Here is a 25,264-nt window from a genome sequence, read left to right as displayed (position 1 = left end):
GCGGCGCCCCTTTTTTAGAGAAAAGGGGCGCCGTTCAACGCATAGGAAACTTACTGCTCTGTTCTCATGGAACTCATCATTTGGCTAGGTGTTCTAGAACCCCTCCCGCGCCCGCGACCTCGCGTTGATGGTTTCCCTCGAAGAGATGAAAATGAGGGTGGGGGTGGGGGTGGGGGTGGGGCTGTATCTGGAGGTGGATTATCAAGCAAGCTCCTATTAACGCCCCCTTGCTCAGCACTTTTTGCTTTTACATTAGTGCCTCCTCCAAAATGAGCAGCTGCACTCACTCCTATTAGCATCGCTTCCCCCACAAGACCTGCAGTTTTACCAACCATATACGCAACGGTCAAACCGAATTCAGTAGGATCGTAATCCATATGAGACGATGCTCGATCAACGGACATAATCGTTTGATTGATCTTTATTGTCTCCACTGTAGTAGTAAAAACTTCCCCGACCGTTTTCAGACCATAACCTGCGATGGTATAAAAAATAAGGGGATTTGAAGACATCTCTTTTAACATCTTATACCCGCTATGTAACCCAGCGAGGCCGGCTTTCGCAATACCAATGACTGAGAGGGTGTACTTCAGTGGGTTTCGCCCATCTGGATCAATCAAATTTACAGGATTATTTAGGACATACGCGTAGGCATTTAACCCGCCTCGATCAAATGGACTTAAACTATCTGCCGAGTGAAAGCGACGGAGCAAAGGATTGTAAACGCGATGTCCATTTCCCAGCATGTACCAGCCTAAACCTTTCTCGCACAACTGCCCGGTATATCCAATTGCGGGGGATGCTTCAGCAGGTTTGGTATATCCAAACGGGGTGAATTGAATTGTCTCCTGTACGCCTTCTGTGATCGATGTAATGACACTCGATTGGTGATCAGTTTGAAAAATTGATAGTGAACGGGCCATAGTAGACTCCATAGGCACGACGAGGGGTCGGCTCAACGTTTGTTAATCGATAGACTCATTACATCCGGCACCCGTCATATTTGGATCTCAAATTTACTCTTTCTTGCCGGCCTAGCCCCCCAGCAATTTTCTGCTAATTCATAATGACCCCTTTCTCCACGCATACGCTGGTGGAATCTCATCAGTTAACCGCTTCTCAATACCGTGGATCGCCTTGTCATAGCCACTGTCTATTTCGCGAATCTCCCTAAGGGTTCTAGCATTGGACTCTAGTTGCGCGTTCAATCGATTAAACTCAAACTCAAGCGCTAAGAGCTTATTGTCATATTCCGCTCGTCTCATATACAGTTGCGCGAGCTCGGTAAGACGTTTTAAACTCTCACCAGAATGTGGATCGCCGCTAGGAGAGCGGTCAGCTTTGACAAGAGATTCAGTATCAACTATTGCGTCGCTCAGTTTATTTACATACTCTTGAAAATTACGCCTCCCTTGATCCACGTCATGAAGCTGCTGATACAGCTTCATATTCATTGAATGCTCAACCGCTAAGCGATTATTTCCATCCGAGATATTCTCTGCGCTCCTAGAAAAACGCCTTTTTCTGGTTCTGTTTCGCCCGGAAAAGTCCTGCCAATTGACAGGGTCACCTTCACAGTAGGCGTAGGCATTAATTCCACCCTTTCCAAACGGACTCAGGCGATCCGGCGAATGGAATCGCATCAGTTTCGTATTGAAGGCGCGGTAGCCATTACCTAGCAGATACCAGCCCAGATCAGGCTCACGTAATTGCCCGGTAAACCCGAGCAAGGGGGACGTGGATTTTGCAGGGCAATATCCATAGGGGGTGTAAGCATTACTGGAACGCCCAGTTGCCCCAAGCGCCATAAATGGACTTAAAAGGCGATCTGTCGCTAGCAACTGCTGGGTGGCCATTGCGGAATCTTCAGGTTCGGAATCTTGCCAGCAGGCTATCAGTGCAACGCTTTTAGCGAACCTGACAAAAATGCCAGGTCAATGGAGTGGGCCGGAATGGGCGGCCTCAAAAAAGCTCGTCAGGTTCAGCACCCAAGCCGCTGGTTAAAAAACAGACAAAACTCTGTAGCCCATGAGCGGCAACGGCCCCAGCGGTAACCCAACACCTTATCCACAGAGCAACCAACTGAGTTTGTAGACAACTAATGCCGGGGGCTGCTTTGCAGCCCAATCGCAGGCTGCGCCAGCTCCTACAGAAAGCTGGGTCAACCACACGAACGGGGTATGCAGATACCTGTGGGACCAACTGTCTTTCTGTGAGAACCGACCTTGACGGCGATGGATGCTTAACCGCCTCGTGCGTAGGTCGCTGCTCAAGGGCATTGTGTCGATGACCATGGACGGCAAGCAGGCCTGCCAAAAACTGATAGGCCGGATCAAGAACCCCGACCTCGGCTCGATGCGCATCCTGCACCTGCCGCACTCGTGGAACCACTGCATGGGTGATCACATCATCGTCTTCACCGTATGGCCGATCAGCGCGCAGGAAACCATGGTCACCACCAAATGGTTGGTGCACAAGGATGCGGTGGAGGGGGTGGATTACAACCCCGATGACATGCGCAAGGTGTGGGATGCCACCAACGATCAGGATCGGCGCTTGGCGGAGGAAAATCAGCGGGGGATCAACTCTACCGCCTATCAGCCGGGGCCTTATTCGAAGACTTACGAATTCGGCGTGGTTAACTTTATCGACTGGTATAGCCAGCGGGTACTGGAGAATTTGGGGGCGGAGCCAGCCGCTTATCTAAAAGAAGTAATTGAACAATAAAAACTACGCCCCAAGGCTACCCGGCCTGGGGCGTATTTAACTAGCTGAAAACAACACGACTTACAATCTCGCGTATCATTTTGAGCTGCCTTACTATGATCTGAAAACAACGAATACGCACTACGCCTTGTATTCCGCCTTTCTGACTGCAAATAGATCACTGCTCTCTGACCCAAGCCATAGTCGATATAATTTCTTGTTCTGCAAATAGAGCTCTTTGTTGCCAAGCGTCCCTCTCCTGGCGTGCATCATTCAGCTCATTCATTAACATTCTGGCCTCTACAGAGTTTAACGCTGAATCCTGTCTACTATAGGCACGGCTCAAACTCTGGCCTTCAGGAGTCGGTGTACGGGGAGGCGTATCCATGTCAATAATGGTCTCCAGTGGAATAGTACCTGCACTGCGTTGCGGCTGGCTAATATCCGTGAATAGCCCGCGACCTGAATTATACATTGATATCCCGCCAGCTATAGTGTTTGCCGTATTCATCCAAGGATCGGATCCTGCAAAGTAGGACCCGGTCGCAACAATTGAAGCCGCGGTTTCAGTAAGGCCAGTCACTGTGATCAATGGATTTGGGGTGTCGGGATTATAGTGTGATCCGATGGCGCTACTTATGTTTCCAATAGCGGGAGCAGCCGACCCAAAAAGGTTGGCTGTAAAACCAACTAACGCCTGCCAACCGCTGCTGAGCATTGACATTAAAGTCTTACCACTCCGGTCATGGAAGTTAACAGGATCCCCACCACAATACGCATAGGAATTGATACCCCCAAGCCCAAATGGGCTCAAACGATCTGGCGAATGAAAACGCATCAACACCGGATTATAGGCGCGGTAGCCATTACCAAGCAGATACCAGCCCAGCTCACGCTCGCGCAGCTGCCCGGTTAACCCGAGCAAGGGGGATGGGGATTGTGCAGGGCGGTATCCGTAGGGGGTGTAGGCACTATGGAACTGGCCGCCTGCACCCAGCAGTGAAAGCGGGGTTTGGAGTTGATCTGTTGCCAGGATTTTAATTTTCGACATAATTTATAATCCGCATCCTGACCATTTTATACAGTACAGGAATATCTCTATCAGCTCTGTACATTGCAAATAAGCATGCACGCTCAGGCAGTTGCCCGGTAAACCCCAAAGAAGGAGCGCTATCTTGCGCAGGTCGATAGCGGTATGGGGTGTAAGCAGCCCTGGAACGGCCGCTTGCACCCATCGTCATAAGCGGGCTTAAAAGGCGATCTGTCGCTAGTAGCTGCTGGGTAGCCATTCTGGAATCTCCAGGTTCGGAATCTTGCCAGTAGGCTATCAGTGCAATGTAGTTGGCGAACCTATCAAAAATGCCAGGTCGATAGACCGGGCCGGAGTGGGCGGCGCTATCAAAAAGCGCCCAGTTCAACATTGAAGGCGCTGGTTAAAAAACAGACAAAAGCCTCTAGCCCATGAACGGCAATGGCTCCAGTGCTAACCCAACACCTTATCCACAGAGCAACCAACAGAGTTTGTAGACAACTGTTGCCACGACCCAACGGCGCTGTGGATAACAGGGATAAGCACCTATTTCCTATTAATATCCAGCCCGTTAGATAGCGACTGATCAATTAATGAGCAATCACGCACACTCGCTGATAGCCGGGGGCTGCAGGGATCATCAAACAGTTTATCCACAAGGGCGCTCACAGGGTTTGTGGGTAATTTCAGGCGAACGCAGTTGAGCGCAAAGAATTAGGGCCAGTAACTGGGGCTGCTTTTGCAGCCCAATCGCAGGCTGCGCCAGCTCCTACAGAATGCTGGGTCAACCACACGAAAGGGGTATGCAGAACCCTGTGGGAGCTGGCGCAGCCTGCGATGGGCCGCGCAGCGGACCCCTTGGCCGTAAGTGACAGGCCTTATTTGATCATTTTTTACTCAATCTCCTGAAGGCCCCGTGCTCAGAGGGTTTGAGCAATGCGCAAACACTTTATCCACAGAGGGGCCAACAGTCTTTGTGCACAACCCTTCAGCGTAAGACCCCCTCCTCCACCAGCAGCTTGAGAATAGCCTCGGCCCCTTCCTGTGGAGAAACATCCTTGAGCACCTTGCCGCCGCCGCCACTGGCCTTGGCTGTGGCGGCCTTCATGCGGTCTGCACCGCTCTTGGCCTTGATTACCTTGAGCCGTTTGGGCCGAGGTCTAGCGGGCTGCAGCTCGGCATCGGTTAGCAGCTCATCCTCGACCACCGCCACGTTACGCGCAGCCAGCACACCCCGTCGCGCCGGGCCAAAAGCACTCTGGCGCGGCTTTGGCGCAGCATTATCCACAGTCGCCAGCAACGGCAGGCGTACTTTCAAACGGCGCCGCTGGCCCCGGGGCAGGGCTTGCAATAACTGGGCGGTGCCATTGTCGATCGACTCTACTTCTGCGAGCCCCACGATCAGCGGCCAACCGAGCTTCTCCGCCAACAAGAACGGCAACATCCCTGAGCCTTCGCCGGTTTCCGCCTGGCTGCCGGTGAGCACCAACTGGGCGCCAGCATCACGCAGGTAATCTCCGAGCACGCCCAGCACATCGGCGCCAGCGGGCTGCTCCAGCACATCCAAGTGGTCCAACCCCATGCCCAGATAGGCGCGCAGTGCCTCTTCCCGAGGGTCGCCGGCATGCACGACCTGCAAGTTATCCCCAGCCAGTTGCAACCCCAGCTCCACGGCGCGCGCATCCTGTTCGGCGCGGCGGGTGCGGCCGGAGCTTGGGTGGGCGCCGATGGAGACCAGGCTGATGACTTTCGTACTCATGCTCATGCCCTTATGCCGCGTCGCGTTGGCCGGCGCTGCGGAAGTTGTCCACAGCCTCGATCAATGCTTGAAGAATCGCCGCGCTGTCGCCAATCACCGACAGGTCAGCCCGTTTGATCATGTCGCAGCCGGGGTCCATGTTGATCGCCACCACCTTGTCGCAGGCGCCGATGCCCTGCAGGTGCTGGATTGCGCCAGAGATACCCACAGCCACGTAGACCCGCGCAGTAACCCAGGTACCGGTAGCACCTACCTGGCGGTTACGCGGCATGAAGCCGTCGTCCACCGCCACCCGCGAGGCGCCTTCGGTGGCACCAAGGGCGGCAGTGGCCCTGTGGAAAAGCGCCCAGTCCTTGACGCCGTTGCCGCCAGAGACGATGAACTCTGATTCGGCCATGGCGATCGCAGCAGGGTCGACCGCCACCGGGCCGAGGTCTTCAATCCGCGACAGGCTGCGCGCAATGCTTGTGGACAACTCGACCGGCAGGGCTTCATGGCGAGTCTCGTTGACCGGTTCGGCGCATTCGGCGCCAGCCAGTATCAATCGGGCGATGCTGCGCTGCAGGTCTTGCTGGCCGGAGCCGGCGCGGCCGATGCACTGGCCATCCTTGACCTGCCAAACCCGCGTCGCCGGGCGCTCGCCCAGTGCCGCGCCGAGGCGCCGACCCAGTTCGCCGCCACCGGTACGGCTGTCGGGCAGCAGCCAATGGCGCGGGGTGAACTGGTTATCCACAGCGCGCAGGCCTTGCACCAGTTGCTCCGGGGCATAGCCCTGGAACGCTTCACCGTCGATGACCAGCAGGCGATCAACCCCGGCTGTGGAAAAGTTATTTTCCTTGTGTTCGCCAAAGACGATGGCCAGCACCGCACCCTCGCTGCCCGCCAGGCTGTGGGCCAGGCCCAGCAAGTCGCGGTCGTGGCTGCCGAGGCGACCACCGACCATGTCCGGCACTACGGCGATGTAGAAGGCAGGGTCGGCCACCTGATGCAGCGGCAGCTGCACTTCAGCCGCCGCGCTGCGCCGCCCGCCCACACCTGTGCCCTGCTGGGCACCGCTGCGGTCGAGCCGCTTGAGGCCGTTAGGGCCGATGAACCCTGCGGCAATCGCATGAGGGTTCTTCCGGAGGATGCCGTTAGGCCCCATCCAGCTGGTCTGTTGCGTCTGCATTGCCGCATGCAGCGGGTGCAGGCGGTTGCGGGCGATCCACTCAGCGCGTGGGTCGCGGCGGATGATGTCGCTCATCAGTGCACCTCCGCAGGTTCACGTTTGGCTACTGGGGGCTTTGCGGCGGGGGCGTCGTCTTCGATCAGCACGTCAGCCACCAATTCGGCGAGATCCTTGATTTGTGGGCGCGGCTCGACCACGCCTTCGAGCATTGCCGTGCACTGTGGACAACCCACGGCCACCAGCTGCGCCTCGGTCTCGCGGATATCGTCCATGCGCATGTCTGGGATCCGTTGCTTGCCCGGAATGTCAGTGATCGGCGCGCCGCCGCCACCGCCACAGCAACGTGAGCGGAAGCCTGAACGTTGCATCTCGCGCACCTCGATGCCGAGCGCCTTGAGCACTGCACGGGGGGCTTCGTACTCGCCGTTGTAGCGGCCCAGGTAGCACGGGTCGTGATAGGTCACGCTGCCGCCTTTGTGCTGACCGAGGTTGAGTTTGTTGGCGGCAATCAACTCGGCGATATAGGTGCTGTGGTGCTGCACCTGGTAGTCGCCACCAAGGGCGCCGTACTCGTTTTTCAGCACATGGAAGCTGTGCGGGTCGCAGGTGACGATGCGCTGGAAGCGGTACTTGGCCAGCGTCTGGATATTGCGCTTGGCCAGCAGCTGGAAGGTCGCTTCATCGCCCAGACGGCGGGCCACATCGCCACTGTCGCGCTCTTCCAGGCCGAGCACGGCAAAGTCCACACCGGAGGCCTTGAGCACTTTGACGAAGGCGCGCAGGGTGCGTTGATTGCGCATGTCGAAGGCGCCATCACCGACCCAGAACAGCACCTCGGTGCTCTGCACATCCGCCAGCAATGGCATGTTCAGGTCGGCGGCCCAGTTCATCCGCCCGCCCGGGTTGAAGCCGCCAGGGTTGTCGGTGGCGATCAGGTTGTCGAGCACCTCGGCGCCTTTGTTCGGGGTCGCGCCCTTCTCCAGGGTCAGGTGACGACGCATGTCGACGATGGCATCGACGTGCTCGATCATCATCGGGCACTCCTCGACGCAGGCACGGCAGGTGGTGCACGACCACAGGGTTTCGGCGTCGACCAGGCCATTGACGATCGGCTGGTGCGGATGGCCGCCATGCTCGCCAATGGGCTTACCTGGATACGGGCTGCCCGCGAACGTGGCATCGGTGCCACCGGCCAGGCCAATGACCATGTCCTGGATGAGTTTTTTCGGGTTCAGCGGCTGGCCTGCGGCGAACGCCGGGCACATGGCCTCACACTTACCGCACTGCACGCAAGCGTCGAAACCGAGCAGTTGGTTCCAGGTGAAATCGACCGGTTTTTCAACCCCCAGCGGTGCGTTGGGGTCTTCCAGATCGAGCGGCTTCAGGCCAGTGGAACGGCCACCGCCGAAGCGCTCGGCGCGCCGGTGCCAGGCCAAGTGCAGGGCGCCGGCGAAGGCATGCTTCATCGGCCCGCCCCAGGTCATGCCGAAGAACAGCTCGGACACACCCCACAGCACACCCAGGCCAAGCACGCCGACCATCACCCAGCCACCGGTGCCGGCAGGCAGGATGCCGGCAACCGGCAAGGTGGCGATGAAGAAGCTGGCAGCGAACACCAGCAGGCTCTTGGGCAAGCGCATCCACGGGCCCTTGGACAGGCGCGCCGGTGGGTTGAGCCGACGCTTGAAGACGAAAATGGCGCCTGTGAACATGATCACCGTGGCCACCAGCAGCCCGTAGCCGAGGATCTTGCTCTGCAGGCCAAAGCCGTGCACCAGGATCGCCAAAGCCGCCGACAGGACAAAGCCGCCGGCCGTGGCCACGTGGGTCTTGGACATGTACTTGTCGCGCTCGACCACGTGGTGCAAATCGACCAGGTAACGGCGCGGCATGGCCAGCAACCCGCCGAGCAGGTTGACCTTGGACGGTCTGCCACGACGCCACATGCGCACCCGGCGCACGGCGCCGAGCACCGCCAGCGCAAGGGCAGCGAACAGCAGGATGGGTAGAAGGGTGTTCAACATGGGAGGCTCCCACAACAGCTGAATGCTTGCGCCAATTCTCATGATGGGCGCGGACCCTGTGGGAGCGGGCTTGCCCGCGAATGCGTCAGATCAGACAACACTGTTGTTCATGCTGACGCTTTCGCGGGCAAGCCCGCTCCCACAGGGGGCCAGTCCCGCCCCGACAGGAGCGGTGTTCATGCCGCCAGGATCAGAAATCCTTGCACAGGCGCAAGGCGTCGTAGATCGCCGCATGCACGTTGCGTTGGGCCACGCAGTCGCCGATGCGGTACAGCAAATAGCCTTCGCCCGGCTGGCTGAGGATCGGCTGCGGCTTGATGGCGAACAGCGCCTCCACGTCGATCTGGCCCTTGTTGCGCGAGTCTTCCTTGAGCGCGTAGTACAGCGCCTCGTCAGGCCGTACGCCGTTCTCGATCACCACCTGGTCGACCACCCGCTCCTCTTTGGCGCCGGTGTACTCGTTCTCCAGCACTGCCACCAGCTTGTCACCCTCGCGGTAGACCTTGTCCAGCATCAGGTCGCCGGTCATGATCACTTCCTTGGGGTACATGCTGCGGTAGTAGGTCGGGAAGCTGGTGCCGCCAATGGCCACGCCCGGCTTGATGTCGTCGGTGACGATCTCGACCTGAGAACCTTTGTCTGCCAGGAAGTCGGCTGTCGACATACCGGTGAATTCGCAGATGGTGTCGTACACCAGCACGTTCTTGCCCGGCGCAACCTTGCCGTCGAGCACGTCCCAACTGCTGACCACCAGCCCTTCGGCAGCGCCCCAGTGCTCGTTCTGCTCGACGAACGGATGACCGCCCACCGCCAGCACGATCACATCCGGACGCAGGTCCTGGATAGCCGCCACGTCGGCTGCCGTGCCCAAGCGCAGGTCGATCTTCAAGCGGGCGAACTCCAGCTGATACCAGCGGGTGATACCGGCGATCTGATCGCGCTGCGGAGCCTTGGCGGCAATGGTGATCTGCCCGCCGATCTGTTCTTTCTTCTCGAACACGGTGACGTCATGACCACGCTCGGCGGCCACCCGTGCCGCCTCCATCCCCGCAGGGCCGGCGCCAACCACCACCACCTTGCGTTTAGGCCCGGTGGATTTTTCGATAATGTGCGGCACGCCCATGTATTCACGGGAGGTCGCGGCGTTCTGGATGCACAGCACATCCAGGCCTTGGTACTGCCGGTCGATGCAGTAGTTGGCACCGACGCACTGCTTGATCTGGTCGACCTGCCCCATCTTGATCTTGGCGATCAGGTGCGGGTCGGCGATGTGCGCACGGGTCATGCCGACCATGTCGACATAGCCGCCCTCAAGGATGCGCGTGGCTTGGTTCGGGTCCTTGATATTCTGCGCATGCAGTACCGGGACCTTGACCACCTCCTTGATGCCGGCCGCCAGGTGCAGGAACGGCTCTGGCGGATAGCTCATGTTGGGGATGACGTTGGCCAGGGTGTTGTGGGTGTCGCAGCCCGAGCCGATCACGCCGAAGAAGTCGAGCATGCCGGTGGCGTCGTAATACGCGGCGATCTGCTTCATGTCCTCGTGGCTGAGACCATCGGGGTGGAACTCGTCCCCGCAGATGCGCATCCCCACGCAGAAGTCGTCACCCACCTCGGCGCGCACCGCCTTGAGCACTTCCAGGCCGAATTTCATCCGGCCTTCGAAGCTGCCGCCCCATTCGTCGGTACGCTTGTTGACCCGCGGGCTCCAGAACTGGTCGATCATGTGCTGGTGCACGGCCGACAGCTCAACACCATCCAGGCCGCCTTCTTTAGCGCGACGCGCGGCTTGCGCGTAGTTGCCGATCACCCGCCAGATCTCTTCCGGCTCGATGGTCTTGCAGGTGGCGCGGTGTACCGGTTCACGGATGCCCGACGGCGACATCAAGGTCGGCCAGTTGAAGCCATCCCAACGCGAGCGACGGCCCATGTGGGTAATCTGGATCATGATCTTGGCGCCATGCTTGTGCATGGCGTCAGCCAGGTTCTGGAAGTGCGGAATAATGCGGTCGGTCGACAGGTTGACCGATGACCACCATTCTTGCGGGCTGTCGATGGCCACCACCGACGAGCCGCCGCAGATGGCCAGGCCGATGCCGCCCTTGGCCTTCTCTTCGTAGTATTTGACGTAGCGGTCGGTAGTCATGCCGCCATCAGTGGCATACACCTCGGCGTGCGCGGTGCTCAGCACACGGTTGCGGATGGTCAGTTTGCCGATCTGGATCGGCTGGAACATTGCTTCGAAGGCCATGACGCTCTCTCCGGCTTACAACGGTCTTGTAACGAACAGGCCATCTTCGTGGCCCTCTTCCGAACCGCCATAGACCTGCTCGGCCACAGTGCGGATCGAGCTGCCGCGGGCAGCGAGAATCTGGTCCATGGCGCCGGCAAACCAGCCAGTGAACATGTAGTCGACCTTGCGCCCGACCTTGCCGTACACGTAGACGAATGCCGAGTGCTTGAGCTTGACGCTGCAAGTGCCCTTGTCCAGGTCGATGTCCTGGATCTCGAACAGGCCCCAGCCGCGTTGCGACAGACGCTTCATGTAGTGCTCGAACACCGCCACACCTTCCAGGCCATGGCATTCGGCTTCCTTTTCACACCAGTGCCAGGCCGACTTGTAGCCCGCCTTGTAGAGGATCTCGGCGTAGGCGTCGGCGCCCAGCACTTCCTCGATGCCCATATGGTTGTTGACGAAGAAATGCCGTGGCACGTACAGCATCGGCAGGGCGTCGCTGGTCCAGACACCGGTCTCGCTGTCGACTTCGATAGGCAATTGCGGGGCGATCTTAGCCATGGAAACTTAACTCCATAAAAATTTGGATTGATGGCCCAGGCCTCTAGCCTGGGCGGACAGGCTTGGAGTGCGGCTTACTCGCCCCACACATCCTTAAGAACATTGACCCAGTTCTCGCCCATGATCTTGCGCACCACGCGCTCGGGGTGGCCGCGCTTGAGCAAGGTCTCGGTGAGGTTGGGGAACTCGCCCACAGTGCGAATGCCCAGCGGGTTGATGATCTTGCCGAAGTTGGTCAGGCGACGGGCATAGCCCTTGTCGTGGGTCAGGTACTCGAAGAAGTCCTGGCCGTGACCCTGGGTGAAGTCGGTGCCAATGCCGATGGCGTCTTCACCGACGATGTTCATGGTGTACTCGATGGCCTCGGCGTAGTCGTCGATGGTCGAATCGATGCCCTTGGCCAGGAACGGCGCGAACATGGTCACGCCAACGAAGCCGCCGTGGTCGGCGATGAACTTCAGTTCTTCATCGGACTTGTTGCGTGGGTGTTCTTTGAGGCCCGAAGGCAGGCAGTGCGAGTAGCAGACGGGCTTTTTCGATTCGAGGATGACCTCTTCAGAGGTCTTGGAACCGACGTGGGACAGGTCGCACATGATGCCGACGCGGTTCATCTCGGCGACGATCTCGCGGCCAAAGCCCGACAGGCCGCCATCGCGCTCGTAGCAACCGGTGCCGACCAGGTTCTGGGTGTTGTAGCACATCTGCACGATGCCCACGCCCAGCTGCTTGAATACGTCGACGTAGGCGATCTGGTCTTCGAAGGCGTGGGCGTTCTGGAAGCCGAACAGGATGCCGGTCTTGCCCAGCTCCTTGGCCTTGCGAATGTCGGCGGTGGTGCGCACCGGCATCACCAGGTCGCTGTTGTCGCGAATCAGCTTCTGACTGGAGGCGATGTTGTCGACGGTGGCCTTGAACCCTTCCCAAACCGACACCGTGCAGTTGGCTGCGGTCAGGCCGCCTTTGCGCATGTCTTCGAACAGCTCGCGGTTCCACTTGGCGATGATCAGGCCATCGATGACGATGCTGTCGGCGTGTAATTCGGCTGGGCTCATCAGGCTGTCCCCTTTTATTGACTTGGTCTGCGCCGAACGTTGTGTCGGCGCTTTGGGGCCAGCATATGCCTGCACGACCGGGGAGCCGGATGCAAAAACGACAGGGGGTTTGCCGAAAGCGTCAATCCGCGACAAGTGCCCTGCACCGCACCCTGCGGTGTTGAGAGCGACTCTCGATAAGGGCATTTTCTGAACTTGATGAACATTTCGTCAGAGAGCTATCGTCCGCGGCCGGGCTGAGCGAGAATCAGCCCCGATTGCTCAGCCGGGTGAGGAGAAAACCGATGAAATCAATGGCATGGCTGGTTCTGACGGCCGTTGCGCTGGGCGCCCACGCCGGCGAGGAAGAAAGCACACCTTGCGATAATGTCGACAGCGACCAGCAAGGTTATGCCTGTGCGGCCTATAACAAGCAGACCGCCGAGCGTGAACTGAAAGCGGCGTTCGACGATTTGATCCAGCGCATTCGCGACCAGCATCCAGATGAAGGCGAGAAGGTCGAGGCGTTGACGGCCCGTTTCCAGGCTGCCGAGACCCTGTGGACGCAGGTGCGTGATGCCGACTGCAAGGTCGAGACCTATGCCGAGAAACAGGGCACCAAGGCGTTCCAGGCGGCTTGGGATACCTGTGTGGCGCAGCGTAGCGATGATCGCTCGGAGTATCTGCAATCTATTGGTCAGCAGTAGGCTGCGCTGACGCTATCGCGGGGCAAGCCCGCTCCCACGTACTACTGACTCAGCGTGGGAGCGGGCTTGCCCCGCGATAGCGTCAGTGCAGACCACGGGTATCTCATGACACCGCACTGAGCTGCCGATCCTCGCGCGGACAGCGGGCAAACCTGGCCCGATAGCAACGGGTGAAATACGACGCCGATTCAAACCCACAGGCAATGCTCACCTCCAGCACGCTCATGTCGGTCTGGCGCAACAACTGCCTGGCCTTGTCCAAGCGCAGGCGCAGGTAAAATCCTCTCGGGGTGTCTTCCAGGTGCAGCTTGAACAACCGCTCCAACTGGCGCCGGGTAATCTGCACCGCCTCGGCCAGCACCTGGGTATTGAGCGGCTGCTCGGTATTGCGCTCCATCTCGCCAATCACCTTGACCAGCTTCTTGTTGCTGATCCCATAGCGTGAGGCGATCTGCATGCGCTGGTGATCCTGACGCGGGCGAATCCGCCCAAGCACGAACTGCTCGGACACCTGCACCGCCAATTCACTGCCATGGGCCTGGGCGATCAGGTCGAGCATCAGGTCAATCGAAGCGGTGCCGCCGGCACAGGTAATCCGCCGCCTATCTATTTCGAACAGCTCCTGCGTCGCCTGCAAACGCGGATAGCGTTCCTTGAACGCCTCCAACGCCTCCCAATGCAAGGTGGCTCGGTGGCCATCGAGCAAGCCCGCCTCCGCCAGCAGCATGGCCCCGGTATCGATCCCGCCCAGGATCACCCCTTCATGATCGAAGCGACGCAAGCCTTGTTGCAGCCCTGGGCCAAAATGCGCCAATGGGTCGAAGCCCGCCACTACCAGCAGCATCCGCCCCGGCGCCTCTTGCCCCAGCGCCGCATCGGCATTCACCGACATGCCATTGCTGGCCTGCACCGCCCCGCCGTCTAAGCTGAGCACGCGCCAATGGTACAGCGGCCCACGAAAGCGATTGGCCACGCGCAGCGGTTCCACGGCGCTGATAAAGCCCATCGCCGAAAAGCCCGGCAGCAACAGAAAGTGGATGGTGTCCGGCATCGAATGCTCCACAGCAAAAGGTGGTCGCTTGGGTGCAAGTGTTGGTCGCCAGGGTGCGAATTTCCACCCTGTACGCCGCGTAGCTTATACACACGGCCCGCAGAGGCCGCCCACCATAACAATATGCACTGCCGATGGAGAGCCACCATGCACAGCTTGATCCGCCGCAGCCTGTTATCCCTCGCCCTCACCAGCACCTTGGCAAGCCCAGTATTCGCCGCAGAGCCTGCGACCTGCCAGAAGGTCCGCCTGGGCGTAGTCAACTGGACCGACGTCATCGCCACCAGCGCCATGGCCCAGGTGCTGCTCGATGGCCTGGGTTACCAGACCAAGCAGACCAGCGCCTCGCAGCAGATCATCTTTGCCGGTATCCGCGACAAGCGCCTGGACATGTTCCTCGGCTACTGGAACCCGATCATGAACCAGACCATCACCCCATTCGTCGAGGCCAAGCAGGTCAAGGTGCTGGCCGAGCCGAGCCTGAGCGATGCGCGGGCGACCCTGGCGGTGCCCAAGTACCTGGCCGACAAAGGCCTGAAGCGCTTTGCCGACATTCACAAGTTCGACAAAGAGCTGGGCGGCAAGATCTACGGCATCGAGCCAGGCTCGGGAGCCAATACCCAGATCAAGGCGATGATCGCCAAGAACCAGTTCAACCTCGGCAAGTTCCAGCTGGTCGAGTCCAGCGAAGCCGGCATGCTCGCCGCCGTCGACCGCGCCGTGCGACGCAAGGAAGCGGTGGTGTTCTTCGGTTGGGCGCCGCACCCGATGAACGTCAACATCGACCTGGTCTACCTGGGCGACAGCCAGGATGCCCTGGGCCCGGACGAAGGCCGCGCCACGGTGTGGACGGTCACTGCGCCGGACTACGCCGAACGCTGCCCGAACGCCAGTCGGCTGCTGGCCAACCTGACCTTCAGCGCCGAGGACGAGAGCCGCATGATGCAGCCGCTGCTCGACCACAAGGACGCCCTGGAATCAGCCCGCCAGTGGCTCAAAGACCACCCCGAAGACAAGGCGCGCTGGCTCGAAGGCGTGACCACCTTCGACGGCAAGCCTGCGGCGGACAACCTCAAGCTCACTGCCAACTGACCGCCATCGCGGGGCAAGCCCGCTCCCACGAGCGAACCCCTGGGCGACGCTCACTCAGCGACCGCGTGGGAGCGGGCTTGCCCCGCGATGAGGCCACTACTACCCCCATTTCTTCGTCGCCCTGCAGCCACGAAATGCCTTGACACGCCTGAAGGAAGCCAACATGAACCACGACATCATCATCACCTGCGCCCTCACCGGCGCCGGCGACACCGTAGCCAAAAGCCACCTGGTCCCGGTCACGCCCAAACAGATCGCCGAAGCCGCCGTCGAAGCCGCCAAGGCTGGCGCCACTGTGGTCCACTGCCACGTTCGCGACCCGCAAACCGGCCGCTTCAGCCGTGACGTCAACTTATACCGCGAAGTCATGGAGCGCATTCGCGAAGCCGACATCGACATCATCGTCAACCTCACCGCTGGCATGGGCGGCGACCTGGAAATCGGCCCCGGCGAACGCCCCATGGAATTCGGCCCAGGCACCGACCTGATCGGCCCACTGGAGCGCCTGGCCCACGTCGAAGCGCTGCTGCCGGAAATCTGCACGCTCGACTGCGGCACGCTCAACTTCGGCGATGGCAATGCCATTTATGTCTCCACCCCCGCGCAACTGCGCGCCGGCGCCAAGCGCATCACAGAACTGGGAGTCAAAGCCGAGCTGGAAATCTTCGACACGGGCCATCTGTGGTTCGCCAAGCAGATGATCAAGGAAGGCCTGCTCGACGACCCGCTGTTCCAGCTGTGCCTGGGCATCCCATGGGGCGCGCCGGCCGACACCACCACCATGAAGGCCATGGTCGACAACTTGCCACATGGCGCGACCTGGGCCGGTTTCGGCATCGGCCGCATGCAGATGCCGATGGCCGCCCAGGCGGTGCTGCTCGGCGGTAACGTGCGGGTCGGGCTGGAAGACAACCTGTACTTGGACAAGGGCGTACTGGCCAGCAACGGCCAGCTGGTCGAGCGCGCGGTGGAGATCATCAGCCGCCTCGGTGCCCGCGTCCTGACCCCGGCCGAAGGTCGGGAAAAAATGAACCTCAAGCGCCGTTGATGCCATTGGCAGCAGGCCTGCCCATGAAACAGACAGCGCGCAGATGGCACCGGCTGCGCCGGTGTTCGCGGGCAAGCCCGCTCCCACAGGATTAGCGTCAAGCCAATTTTCTCTGTTTACCCTGAGGACTCGACATGCCTTTCATCACCGAGATCAAAACCTTCGCTGCGCTGGGCAGTGGCGTCATCGGCAGTGGCTGGGTTGCCCGGGCGCTGGCCCATGGCCTGGACGTGATCGCCTGGGACCCGGCGCCCGGCGCCGAAGCGGCCCTGCGCCAGCGCATCGCCAATGCTTGGCCGGCACTGGAGAAACAAGGCCTGGCCCCCGGCGCGGCGCAGCAGCGCCTACGCTTTGTGCCAACCATCGAGGAATGCGTGCGCGATGCCGATTTCATCCAGGAAAGCGCCCCGGAGCGGCTGGAGCTGAAGCTGGAGCTGCATGCCAAGATCAGCGCCGCAGCCAAGCCCAATGCGATCATTGGCTCGAGCACTTCGGGGTTGCTGCCAAGCGAATTCTACGAGTCCGCGACTCACCCCGAGCGCTGCGTGGTTGGCCATCCGTTCAACCCGGTGTACCTGTTGCCGCTGGTCGAAATCGTTGGCGGCCGCAACACCGCACCCCAAGCCATCGAGGCGGCGAAAGCCATCTACACCGCGCTGGGCATGCGCCCGCTGCACGTGCGCAAGGAAGTCCCTGGCTTTATTGCCGACCGTCTGCTCGAAGCGCTTTGGCGCGAGGCCTTGCACCTGGTTAACGACGGCGTGGCGACCACTGGTGAAATCGACGACGCGATCCGCTTCGGCGCGGGCCTGCGCTGGTCGTTCATGGGCACCTTCCTGACCTACACCCTGGCAGGCGGCGACGCCGGGATGCGTCATTTCATGGCCCAGTTCGGCCCTGCCCTGCAGCTGCCTTGGACCTACCTGCCAGCGCCGCAACTGACCGACAAACTGATCGACGATGTGGTCGATGGCACCGCCGAGCAACAAGGCCAACGCAGCATCGCTGCACTTGAGCGCTATCGTGATGACTGCCTGCTGGCGGTGCTCGATGCGGTCAAGACCACCAAGGCCAAGCACGGCATGGCCTTCGGCGAGTGAGGAGACAACGATGCCGGCACTGATCACCTATTGCACCCCAGTGTTGCAGGACTGGGTCGACTACAACGGCCACCTGCGCGATGCCTACTACCTGCTGATCTTCAGCTACGCCACCGATGCGCTGATGGAGCGTATCGGCCTGGACGCCGACAGCCGTGGTCAGAGCGGGCACTCGCTGTTCACCCTGGAGGCGCATATCAACTACCTGCATGAGGTGAAGCTCGCCAGCGAGGTGTGGGTGCAGACGCAGATTATCGGGTTCGATCGCAAGCGCCTGCACCTGTATCACAGCCTGCACCGGGCCGGCTTCGACGAGGCCCTGGCGGCCAGCGAGCAGATGCTGCTGCATGTGGATCTGGCAGGGCCGAAGTCGGCGCCGTTCGCTGAGCTCAGCCTGCAACGTTTGCAAGGGCTGGTGGACGAGCAGCAGGACCTGCCCGCTGCACAATTCGTCGGCCGGGTGATAAAACTCCCGGCTTGAAACATTCACCTAGCCCAAAAAATAACCCCGCAAAGCCGTGAGCTAGCGGGGCCAAGAGCGAGCAACATCCACCGTGACGTGCGAGGGTGACCAAACCCTGCGTTGCCGTGAATGACCCCAGTGTGCTGACTTCCCAGGCAGTTGATTTAGCCGGGAACGACCTGTTCATAGCCAAAGCAGTCATTGCGACATTCTGTCCTTGCCGGTACGCGGGGTTGGTCACAGAATCGACTGACAATCACAGCAGCACTCTCTTAGCGATAAAAGGGACAACAGCCATGATGCATGCGGATTTGATTGATCAGGACGACCTGTTGGGCCACCTGCGCGCGCGGGGCTTCGACATTCCGGCCGGGGCCAGTGCCGAGCAGGCCTGCGAAGCGGTGGTGCGCGGGCTGACCGAGCCTAATGCGCGGGCGCTCAAGGGTATGGTCGAGCAGATGTATACCGGTAGCGCGACGATTCTGCCGGCGGTACGCCAAGCAATCGAGCAGCAGCTGCTGCCAGCGCTGGCGCAGTACAGCAAGCGCGCTTGAGGATTTGCGCGGGCTGCGCCCTCGTTCGCGGGCAAGCCCGCTCCCACAGGGTGTGCGCAGATCTGAAGCCTGCGCAATTTCTGTAGGAGCGGCGCTTGGTGTTATTGACTACAAACCCTGAAACCGCCTCCGGCTCCTGTGGGAGCGGGCGTGCCCGCGAAAAGCACCACGCGCAGTCAGAGCCTCACGCTGGCAAACGTCGACTCGTTGCGCGCCTGGCTGAGTGCGGCCAACGGCCCGCTGTGCGCTGACAGCGCCATGGCCTGCGGGATCGGCATCATCGCCACCTGCTGGGCGGTGTTGGAGCCAACGCGCTCATCGCGCGGCGGAATGCCGAAGTACTCGCGGTAGCACTTGGAGAAGTGCGGCGTGGAGACGAAGCCACACACCGAGGCCACTTCGATGATCGACATCGGCGTCTGCTTGAGCAGCTGACGGGCGCGGATCAGTCGCAGCTTGAGGTAATAGCGCGATGGCGAGCAGTGCAGATATTTCTGGAACAACCGCTCGAGCTGTCGGCGCGATACCGCCACATACACCGCGAGCTCGTCGAGATCGATCGGCTCTTCGAGGTTGGCCTCCATCAACGCCACGATTTCCTGCAACTTCGGCTGATTGGTGCCGAGCATGTGCTTGAGCGGCACGCGCTGGTGATCTTGCTCATTGCGGATGCGCTCGTAGACGAACATCTCGGAGATGGCTGCCGACAGTTCGCGACCATGATCGCGGCTGATCAGGTGCAGCATCATGTCCAGCGGCGCAGTGCCGCCAGAGCTGGTGAAGCGGTTGCGGTCGAGGGTGAACAGGCGGGTGCTCATGTTGACCCGCGGGAAGGCTTCCTGCATCGATGCCAGGCATTCCCAGTGCACGCTGCAATCAAAGCCATCGAGCAGACCGGCACAGGCCAGCGCCCAGCTGCCGGTACACACCGCACCCAAGCGGCGCGACTGGCGGGCCTGGGCTTGCAGCCAGGTGACATGCTCGCGGGTGACGGTGCGCTGGATACCCACGCCGCCGCAGACGATCACGGTATCGATCGGCGGCGCGCTGTGCATCGCTGCATCCGGGGTGATCTGCAGACCGTCACTGGCCCAGACCTGGCCACCATCAACCGTCAGGGTGTGCCAGCGATACAGCTCGCGACCGGAGAGTTGGTTGGCCATGCGCAGCGGCTCGACAGCCGATGCCAGGGAAATCAGGGTGAAGTTGTCCAGCAGGAGAAATCCGATGGACTGGGGAGCTGTGCGGTTCTGGGTTTGGGTCCCGGAGGTGTACGACGTCATCGCGATTTCTCCTCACACAAATGCAGGGTATGCCTCAGGCGGGCACTGTTCTTGTAATGGCCCCAGTTCGTTTGCGGGGGCTTTGCCAATTCCAACGCAAATGGCATGCCTGAAATTGAACGCGCATCCAACAAAATCCAAAAACGACCTTCAAGGCCTGTGGATCCACAGTTTTCCTACAGCGCTGTAAGATGCTCAAACTTGCGTTGTAGGGCTTTTCCTTCGTAACAGTGAGCATTTCGGTAGCAGTGCCTGGGTACATATCAGTGAGCGACATGTGGCCCTGTCACCGCACCAGTATCAGCCTGCTGCACAGTTAAGTTGAAAATGCTGATGACCGGCGCACCAAATTGAGGCAGATCGATTTCGACCTGTAATTCAAACGCGGGCAAGCCCACTCCTACAGGGGTGACGAACCCTTCAGGAGCGGGCTTGGCCGCGAATCGCAAGCGCGACAGGGTCGCGGATCAACATTCGATCGCACTGACGGCGAGGCCACCGCGCGAGGTTTCCTTGTATTTGTCATGCATGTCGGCGCCGGTATCGCGCATGGTGCGGATGACCTGGTCGAGCGAAATGAAGTGCTCGCCGTCTCCGCGCAGGGCCATCTGCACAGCGTTGATCGCCTTGACTGCGGCAATCGCGTTGCGCTCGATACACGGCACCTGAACCAACCCGCCAACCGGGTCGCAGGTCAGCCCCAGGTTGTGCTCCAAGGCGATTTCGGCGGCGTTCTCCAATTGCCCCGGCGTGGCGCCGAGCACCTGGGCCAAGCCTGCGGCCGCCATGGCGCAGGCCGAACCCACCTCCCCCTGACAGCCCACTTCAGCACCGGAAATCGAAGCGTTCTTCTTGCACAAGATGCCCACCGCTGCGGCGCCGAGGAAGAAGTCCACCACGTTGCTGTCATCGACCACGTCGGAGAAGCGCATGTAGTAGTGCAGCACCGCCGGGATAATCCCCGCCGCACCGTTGGTGGGCGCGGTGACCATGCGCCCGCCTGCGGCGTTTTCTTCGTTGACCGCCAGGGCGAACAGGTTGACCCACTCCATCGCGCTCATGGTCGAGCCGATCACGTTGGGTTTGCCGATCTCTTGCAGGCTGCGGTGCAGCTTGGCCGCACGCCGGCGCACATTGAGCCCGCCGGGCAGCAGGCCCTCGTGCTTGAGGCCGTTGCTCACGCACTCCTGCATGGCCTCCCAGAGCTTGAGCAGGCCGGCGCGAATCTCCGCTTCACTGCGCCAGACCCGCTCGTTGGCCATCATCAATTGCGACACGCTGAGGTCGTTTTGCTTGCACAGGCGCAGCAGCTCGGCGGCGCTGTTGAAATCGTAGGGCAGCACCGTCTGGTCGGCATCCAGCACGCCGCTGGCCGCTTGCGCGGCATCGACCACGAAGCCGCCGCCGACCGAGTAGTAGGTGTCCTGGTGCAGCTCGCCGTGCTCACCCTCGGCGATCAAGGTCATGGCGTTGGGGTGATACGGCAGGTTCTGCTCGAGTAGCTGCATGTCGCGGGCCCAGATGAACTCGATGGGCAGGCGGTTATCCAGCTTGAGGATATTGGTTTCGCGCAGGTCGGCGATGCGCGGGACGATCTGGCTCGGGTCAATGGCATCCGGCCATTCGCCCATCAGGCCCATGATGGTGGCGTTGTCGGTGCCATGACCGACCCCGGTGGCGGACAACGAGCCATACAGGCGCACCTCGATACGTCGCACCTGCTCCAGCTCGCCACGCTCACGCAGGCCCTGGACGAACAGCGCGCCGGCGCGCATGGGGCCGACGGTGTGTGAGCTGGAAGGCCCGACACCGATCTTGAACAGGTCGAACACGCTGATGGCCATTGTCGAATCACCTCTTGATGGGCTTGTCTGACCGCGCCATGTGGGCGGCCCCGCAGCTGCTAGTCTGAAACCGGCGAGCTGCCGCTAATGCACGCATCATCGGGCTTTTACCTTCCCCTTCGCCGTCTGCAACCGACGTACTTTTGTCCGACCGCGCCGCACTGATCCGGCCCTGTTTGCGCCGCTTTCGGGCGATCGAATGACGTAAAAACGCGGCCGTAGGGGTGGAAAAATCCATATGCGACATCGCCCGTACTGGAAGCGACCCATCCTGTACTGGTTACGACCCTACCAGTAGGCGATTGCCCAGCGCTGGAGGATTATCGAAAGCGACTCGTATTGCACGGCCTCGCATCCTGCCCTCTGCAGGCCTGGTTGACCGGACCCTGAGAAAGCCCGGCAACCCTCGCGAACCCGAAGAAAAAACTACAGGAGTCCATCCATGAAAGGTTCACCCTCGCTGTTGCTGGTCGCGTTGCTTGCCGCACCGTTGCTGGCTCAGGCCGCCGAACCCGAACAGTGTCAGACGGTACGTTTCTCGGATGTCGGCTGGACCGACATCACCGTGACCACCGCCGTGACCAGCGTCGTGCTCGAAGCCCTGGGCTACAAGACCCACACCACCATGATCTCGGTACCGGTGACCTACAAGTCGCTGGCGGCCGGCAAGGATTTGGACGTGTTCCTCGGCAACTGGATGCCAACCATGGAGAACGACATCAAGCAGTACCGCGACGCCGGCACCGTCGAAACCGTGCGGGCCAATCTGGAAAACGCCAAGTACACCCTGGCAGTACCGCAGGCCCTGTACGACAAGGGTCTGAAGGATTTCGCCGACATTGCCAAGTTCAAGACAGAGCTCGGCGGCAAGATCTACGGCATCGAGCCCGGCAACGACGGCAACCGCACCATCCAGAGCATGATCGACAAGGACGCCTTCGGCCTGAAAAGCGCCGGTTTCAAGATCGTCCAGTCCAGTGAGGCGGGCATGCTCTCGCAGGTGGATCGCGCGCAGAAGCGCGGCGAGGCGGTGGTGTTCCTCGGTTGGGAACCGCACCCGATGAACAAGCGCTTCAAGATGCAGTACCTGACCGGTGGCGACGAGTTCTTCGGCCCCGACTTCGGCAAGGCGACGGTACTGACCAATACCCGCAAGGGCTATGCACAGGAGTGCAGCAACGTTGGCCAGTTGCTGAAGAACCTGTCGTTTACCCTCGACATGGAAAGCGAGCTGATGGGCAAGGTCCTGGACGACAAGCAAAAGCCCGACGCGGCCGCCAAGGCGTGGCTTAAAAACAACCCGCAAGTGCTCGACACCTGGCTGGCCGGGGTGACGACCGTGGACGGCAAACCGGGCTTGGAGGCGGCCAAGGCAAAGCTTGCGCAGTAACCGACACACAGTAGCAGTAGGCACTACCTCGCAGCGGCACCGTGGCCGCTGCGGACTGATTCCAATCTATGCAGGTGGAAGCTCGCTATCATGCTCATTGATCAGAAAATACCCCTGGGACAGTACATCGCGTCGTTCGTCGAATGGCTGACCCAGAACGGCGCCGAGTATTTCGACGCCATCGCCCAAGGCCTGGAATTCATGATCCATGGGGTCACCAGTGCCCTGACCTGGTTCAACCCCCTCGTCCTTATTGCCTTGTTCGCTGCCCTGGCTCACCTGATCCAGCGCAAATGGGCGCTCACCGCCTTTGTCGCCCTGTCGTTCCTGCTGATCCTCAACCTGGGGTACTGGCAAGAAACCATGGAGACCCTTGCCCAAGTGACCTTCGCCACCGTGGTGTGCGTGGCCATCGGCGTGCCACTGGGCATCCTTGCCGCGCACAAGCCGATGTTCTACACCGGCATGCGCCCGGTGCTCGACCTGATGCAGACGGTGCCGACCTTCGTCTACCTGATCCCGACCCTGACCCTGTTTGGCCTGGGGGTAGTGCCGGGGCTGATCTCGACCGTGGTGTTCGCCATTGCCGCGCCGATCCGCCTGACCTACCTGGGCATTTGCGACGTGCCGCAAGAGCTGCTCGATGCCGGCAAGGCCTTTGGCTGCTCGCGCCGTCAGCTGCTGACCCGCATCGAACTGCCCCACGCGATGCCGAGCATCGCCGCGGGCGTGACCCAATGCATCATGCTGTCGCTGTCGATGGTGGTGATCGCCGCCCTGGTAGGCGCCGATGGCCTGGGCAAACCTGTAGTCAACGCACTGAACACCGCCGATATCTCCCTCGGCTTCGAAGCGGGCCTGGCGATCGTGCTGCTGGCGATCATGCTCGACCGTATCTGCAAGCAACCGGAAGTCACGGTAAGGGGTGAGGCATGAGCATCATTCGATTCGAAGACGTCGACGTCATCTTCTCCAACAAGCCGCGCGAGGCCCTGGCCCTGCTCGACAAAGGCCTGAGCCGCGAGCAGATCCTCAAGCAGACTGGCCTGGTGGTCGGGGTGGAAAAGGCCAACCTGGACATCAACAAAGGCGAGATCTGCGTACTGATGGGCTTGTCTGGCTCAGGCAAATCGAGCTTGCTGCGCTGCATCAACGGCCTCAACACCGTCAGCCGCGGCAAGCTGTTCGTCGAGCACGAAGGCAACCACATCGACATCGCCCACTGCACCCCGGCCGAGCTGAAGATGATGCGCACCAAGCGCATTGCCATGGTGTTCCAGAAGTTCGCCCTGATGCCTTGGCTGACGGTGCGCGAGAACATCAGCTTTGGCCTGGAGATGCAGGGCCGGCCGGAAAAAGAGCGGCGCAAGCTGGTTGATGAAAAGCTTGAGCTGGTGGGCCTGACCCAGTGGCGCAACAAGAAGCCCGACGAGCTGTCCGGCGGCATGCAGCAGCGCGTGGGCCTGGCCCGGGCACTGGCGATGGATGCCGATATCTTGCTGATGGACGAACCGTTCTCGGCACTCGACCCGCTGATCCGCCAGGGTTTGCAGGACGAACTGCTGGAGCTGCAGCGCAAGCTGAGCAAGACCATCGTGTTCGTCAGCCACGACCTGGACGAGGCGCTCAAGCTCGGCAGCCGCATCGCCATCATGAAAGATGGGCGGATCATCCAGTACAGCAAGCCTGAGGAGATCGTGCTCAACCCTGCCGACGAGTATGTGCGCACCTTCGTCGCCCATACCAACCCACTCAATGTGCTGTGCGGGCGCAGCCTGATGCGCACGCTGGACAAGTGCAAGCGGATCAATGGTTCGGTGTGCCTGGATCCGGGTGGTGATTCGTGGCTGGACCTGGGTGAAGGCAATTCACTCAAGCGTGCGCGCCAGGGCCAGAATGGCCTGGATATGCAGAACTGGACGCCGGGGCAGGCCGTTGAGGGGCTGGATCGCAAACCGACCCTGGTGCATGCGGATATCGGCATGCGCGAAGCGCTGCAGATTCGCTATCAGACGGGGAACAAGCTGGTGTTGCAGGAGAACGACAAGGTGGTCGGGATTCTGGGCGATACCGAGCTCTACCACGCGCTGCTGGGCAAGAATCACGGCTGATGCCCGAGGAAACGGGCGCGTGGGAGCTTCGTGGGAGCGGGCTTGCCCCGCGATAGCGATGGTGAATGTTCCACTGCAATCGCGGGGCAAGCCCGCTCCCACGCGC

General features: G+C 60.6%; 21 protein-coding genes and 1 pseudogene. 10 read left to right on the top strand and 12 right to left on the bottom strand.

Annotation, left to right across the window (positions count from 1 at the left end):
• Positions 1-50: 50 nt before the first annotated feature.
• Together OIU19_RS12695 and OIU19_RS12690 are read right to left on the bottom strand one after the other, a co-directional pair.
• The gene (locus tag OIU19_RS12695) at positions 51-923 is read right to left on the bottom strand and encodes an RHS repeat-associated core domain-containing protein (protein WP_264235285.1); all 873 of its coding nucleotides are present in this window, start codon (positions 921-923) and stop codon (positions 51-53) included.
• 138 nt (positions 924-1,061) lie between these two features.
• Complete coding sequence (locus OIU19_RS12690; RefSeq protein ID WP_372353308.1) at positions 1,062-1,856, bottom strand: RHS repeat-associated core domain-containing protein; 795 nt, start codon at positions 1,854-1,856, stop codon at positions 1,062-1,064.
• 388 nt (positions 1,857-2,244) lie between these two features.
• Between OIU19_RS12690 and OIU19_RS12685 the strand changes: the two are divergent.
• Positions 2,245-2,727: pseudogene (locus OIU19_RS12685) on the top strand (SRPBCC family protein); the annotation flags it as partial.
• Positions 2,728-2,884: 157 nt separating this feature from the next.
• Here the strand turns inward: OIU19_RS12685 and OIU19_RS12680 are convergent.
• The 7 genes from OIU19_RS12680 to OIU19_RS12650 all read right to left on the bottom strand — a co-directional run bounded on the left by OIU19_RS12680 (position 2,885) and on the right by OIU19_RS12650 (position 12,536).
• Positions 2,885-3,757: an RHS repeat-associated core domain-containing protein gene (locus OIU19_RS12680; RefSeq protein ID WP_264235284.1), complete on the bottom strand. Its 873-nt coding sequence runs from the start codon at positions 3,755-3,757 to the stop codon at positions 2,885-2,887.
• Positions 3,758-4,724: 967 nt separating this feature from the next.
• The gene (locus tag OIU19_RS12675; RefSeq protein WP_264235283.1) at positions 4,725-5,495 is read right to left on the bottom strand and encodes an electron transfer flavoprotein subunit beta; all 771 of its coding nucleotides are present in this window, start codon (positions 5,493-5,495) and stop codon (positions 4,725-4,727) included.
• A 10-nt stretch (positions 5,496-5,505) separates the two neighbouring features.
• Positions 5,506-6,738, bottom strand: coding sequence for an electron transfer flavoprotein subunit alpha/FixB family protein (locus OIU19_RS12670; protein ID WP_264235282.1), 1,233 nt, complete (start codon positions 6,736-6,738; stop codon positions 5,506-5,508).
• The gene (dgcB, locus tag OIU19_RS12665) at positions 6,738-8,687 is read right to left on the bottom strand and encodes a dimethylglycine demethylation protein DgcB (protein WP_264235281.1); all 1,950 of its coding nucleotides are present in this window, start codon (positions 8,685-8,687) and stop codon (positions 6,738-6,740) included. Before dgcB ends, OIU19_RS12670 begins: the two co-directional genes overlap by 1 nt.
• 190 nt (positions 8,688-8,877) lie before the next feature.
• Positions 8,878-10,938 (bottom strand): dimethylglycine demethylation protein DgcA, encoded by a 2,061-nt coding sequence (dgcA, locus tag OIU19_RS12660; RefSeq protein WP_186552774.1) that lies wholly within the window; start codon positions 10,936-10,938, stop codon positions 8,878-8,880.
• A gap of 15 nt (positions 10,939-10,953) precedes the next feature.
• Complete coding sequence (locus OIU19_RS12655) at positions 10,954-11,484, bottom strand: DUF5943 domain-containing protein (protein WP_264235280.1); 531 nt, start codon at positions 11,482-11,484, stop codon at positions 10,954-10,956.
• A gap of 74 nt (positions 11,485-11,558) precedes the next feature.
• Positions 11,559-12,536, bottom strand: a complete 978-nt coding sequence (locus OIU19_RS12650) for a dipeptidase (protein WP_264235279.1) — start codon at positions 12,534-12,536, stop codon at positions 11,559-11,561.
• 284 nt (positions 12,537-12,820) lie between these two features.
• Here OIU19_RS12650 and OIU19_RS12645 point away from each other — a divergent pair, with 284 nt between their 5' ends.
• Positions 12,821-13,222: a lysozyme inhibitor LprI family protein gene (locus OIU19_RS12645; protein WP_264235278.1), complete on the top strand. Its 402-nt coding sequence runs from the start codon at positions 12,821-12,823 to the stop codon at positions 13,220-13,222.
• A 103-nt stretch (positions 13,223-13,325) separates the two neighbouring features.
• On the opposite strand, the gene OIU19_RS12640 is transcribed toward OIU19_RS12645, so the two are convergent.
• On the bottom strand, positions 13,326-14,273 hold the full coding sequence (locus tag OIU19_RS12640; protein ID WP_264235276.1) for a GlxA family transcriptional regulator: 948 nt from the start codon (positions 14,271-14,273) through the stop codon (positions 13,326-13,328).
• A 147-nt stretch (positions 14,274-14,420) separates the two neighbouring features.
• Here OIU19_RS12640 and choX point away from each other — a divergent pair, with 147 nt between their 5' ends.
• The 5 genes from choX (at position 14,421) to OIU19_RS12615 (ending at position 18,530) form a co-directional block, all read left to right on the top strand.
• Positions 14,421-15,365, top strand: a complete 945-nt coding sequence (choX, locus tag OIU19_RS12635; protein WP_264235275.1) for a choline ABC transporter substrate-binding protein — start codon at positions 14,421-14,423, stop codon at positions 15,363-15,365.
• A gap of 163 nt (positions 15,366-15,528) precedes the next feature.
• Positions 15,529-16,413: a 3-keto-5-aminohexanoate cleavage protein gene (locus OIU19_RS12630; RefSeq protein WP_264235274.1), complete on the top strand. Its 885-nt coding sequence runs from the start codon at positions 15,529-15,531 to the stop codon at positions 16,411-16,413.
• Positions 16,414-16,547: 134 nt separating this feature from the next.
• Positions 16,548-17,513 (top strand): L-carnitine dehydrogenase, encoded by a 966-nt coding sequence (locus OIU19_RS12625; protein ID WP_264235273.1) that lies wholly within the window; start codon positions 16,548-16,550, stop codon positions 17,511-17,513.
• A 10-nt stretch (positions 17,514-17,523) separates the two neighbouring features.
• Positions 17,524-17,994, top strand: coding sequence for a thioesterase family protein (locus OIU19_RS12620; protein ID WP_264235272.1), 471 nt, complete (start codon positions 17,524-17,526; stop codon positions 17,992-17,994).
• Between the two features lie 278 nt (positions 17,995-18,272).
• Positions 18,273-18,530, top strand: coding sequence for a hypothetical protein (locus tag OIU19_RS12615; RefSeq protein ID WP_186552783.1), 258 nt, complete (start codon positions 18,273-18,275; stop codon positions 18,528-18,530).
• Positions 18,531-18,706: 176 nt separating this feature from the next.
• Here OIU19_RS12615 and OIU19_RS12610 read toward each other — a convergent pair whose 3' ends face one another.
• Positions 18,707-19,813: a GlxA family transcriptional regulator gene (locus OIU19_RS12610; protein ID WP_264235271.1), complete on the bottom strand. Its 1,107-nt coding sequence runs from the start codon at positions 19,811-19,813 to the stop codon at positions 18,707-18,709.
• A gap of 467 nt (positions 19,814-20,280) precedes the next feature.
• Positions 20,281-21,657 carry an L-serine ammonia-lyase gene (locus OIU19_RS12605; RefSeq protein WP_264235270.1) on the bottom strand — a complete coding sequence of 459 codons (1,377 nt, stop codon included), beginning with the start codon at positions 21,655-21,657 and terminating at the stop codon, positions 20,281-20,283.
• 442 nt (positions 21,658-22,099) lie between these two features.
• Here OIU19_RS12605 and OIU19_RS12600 point away from each other — a divergent pair, with 442 nt between their 5' ends.
• The 3 genes from OIU19_RS12600 to choV all read left to right on the top strand — a co-directional run bounded on the left by OIU19_RS12600 (position 22,100) and on the right by choV (position 25,158).
• Positions 22,100-23,047, top strand: a complete 948-nt coding sequence (locus tag OIU19_RS12600) for a choline ABC transporter substrate-binding protein (RefSeq protein WP_264235269.1) — start codon at positions 22,100-22,102, stop codon at positions 23,045-23,047.
• An 87-nt stretch (positions 23,048-23,134) separates the two neighbouring features.
• On the top strand, positions 23,135-23,983 hold the full coding sequence (choW, locus tag OIU19_RS12595; protein WP_264235381.1) for a choline ABC transporter permease subunit: 849 nt from the start codon (positions 23,135-23,137) through the stop codon (positions 23,981-23,983).
• A complete protein-coding gene (choV, locus tag OIU19_RS12590) occupies positions 23,980-25,158 on the top strand; it encodes a choline ABC transporter ATP-binding protein (RefSeq protein WP_264235268.1) in 1,179 nt (392 codons plus the stop codon). Before choW ends, choV begins: the two co-directional genes overlap by 4 nt.
• The last annotated feature ends 106 nt before the right edge of the window (positions 25,159-25,264 follow it).

The sequence above is a fragment of the Pseudomonas sp. BT-42-2 genome, assembly GCF_025847435.2.
GTDB lineage: Bacteria > Pseudomonadota > Gammaproteobacteria > Pseudomonadales > Pseudomonadaceae > Aquipseudomonas > Aquipseudomonas urmiensis.
This window is presented reverse-complemented; position numbering and strand designations above follow the sequence as displayed.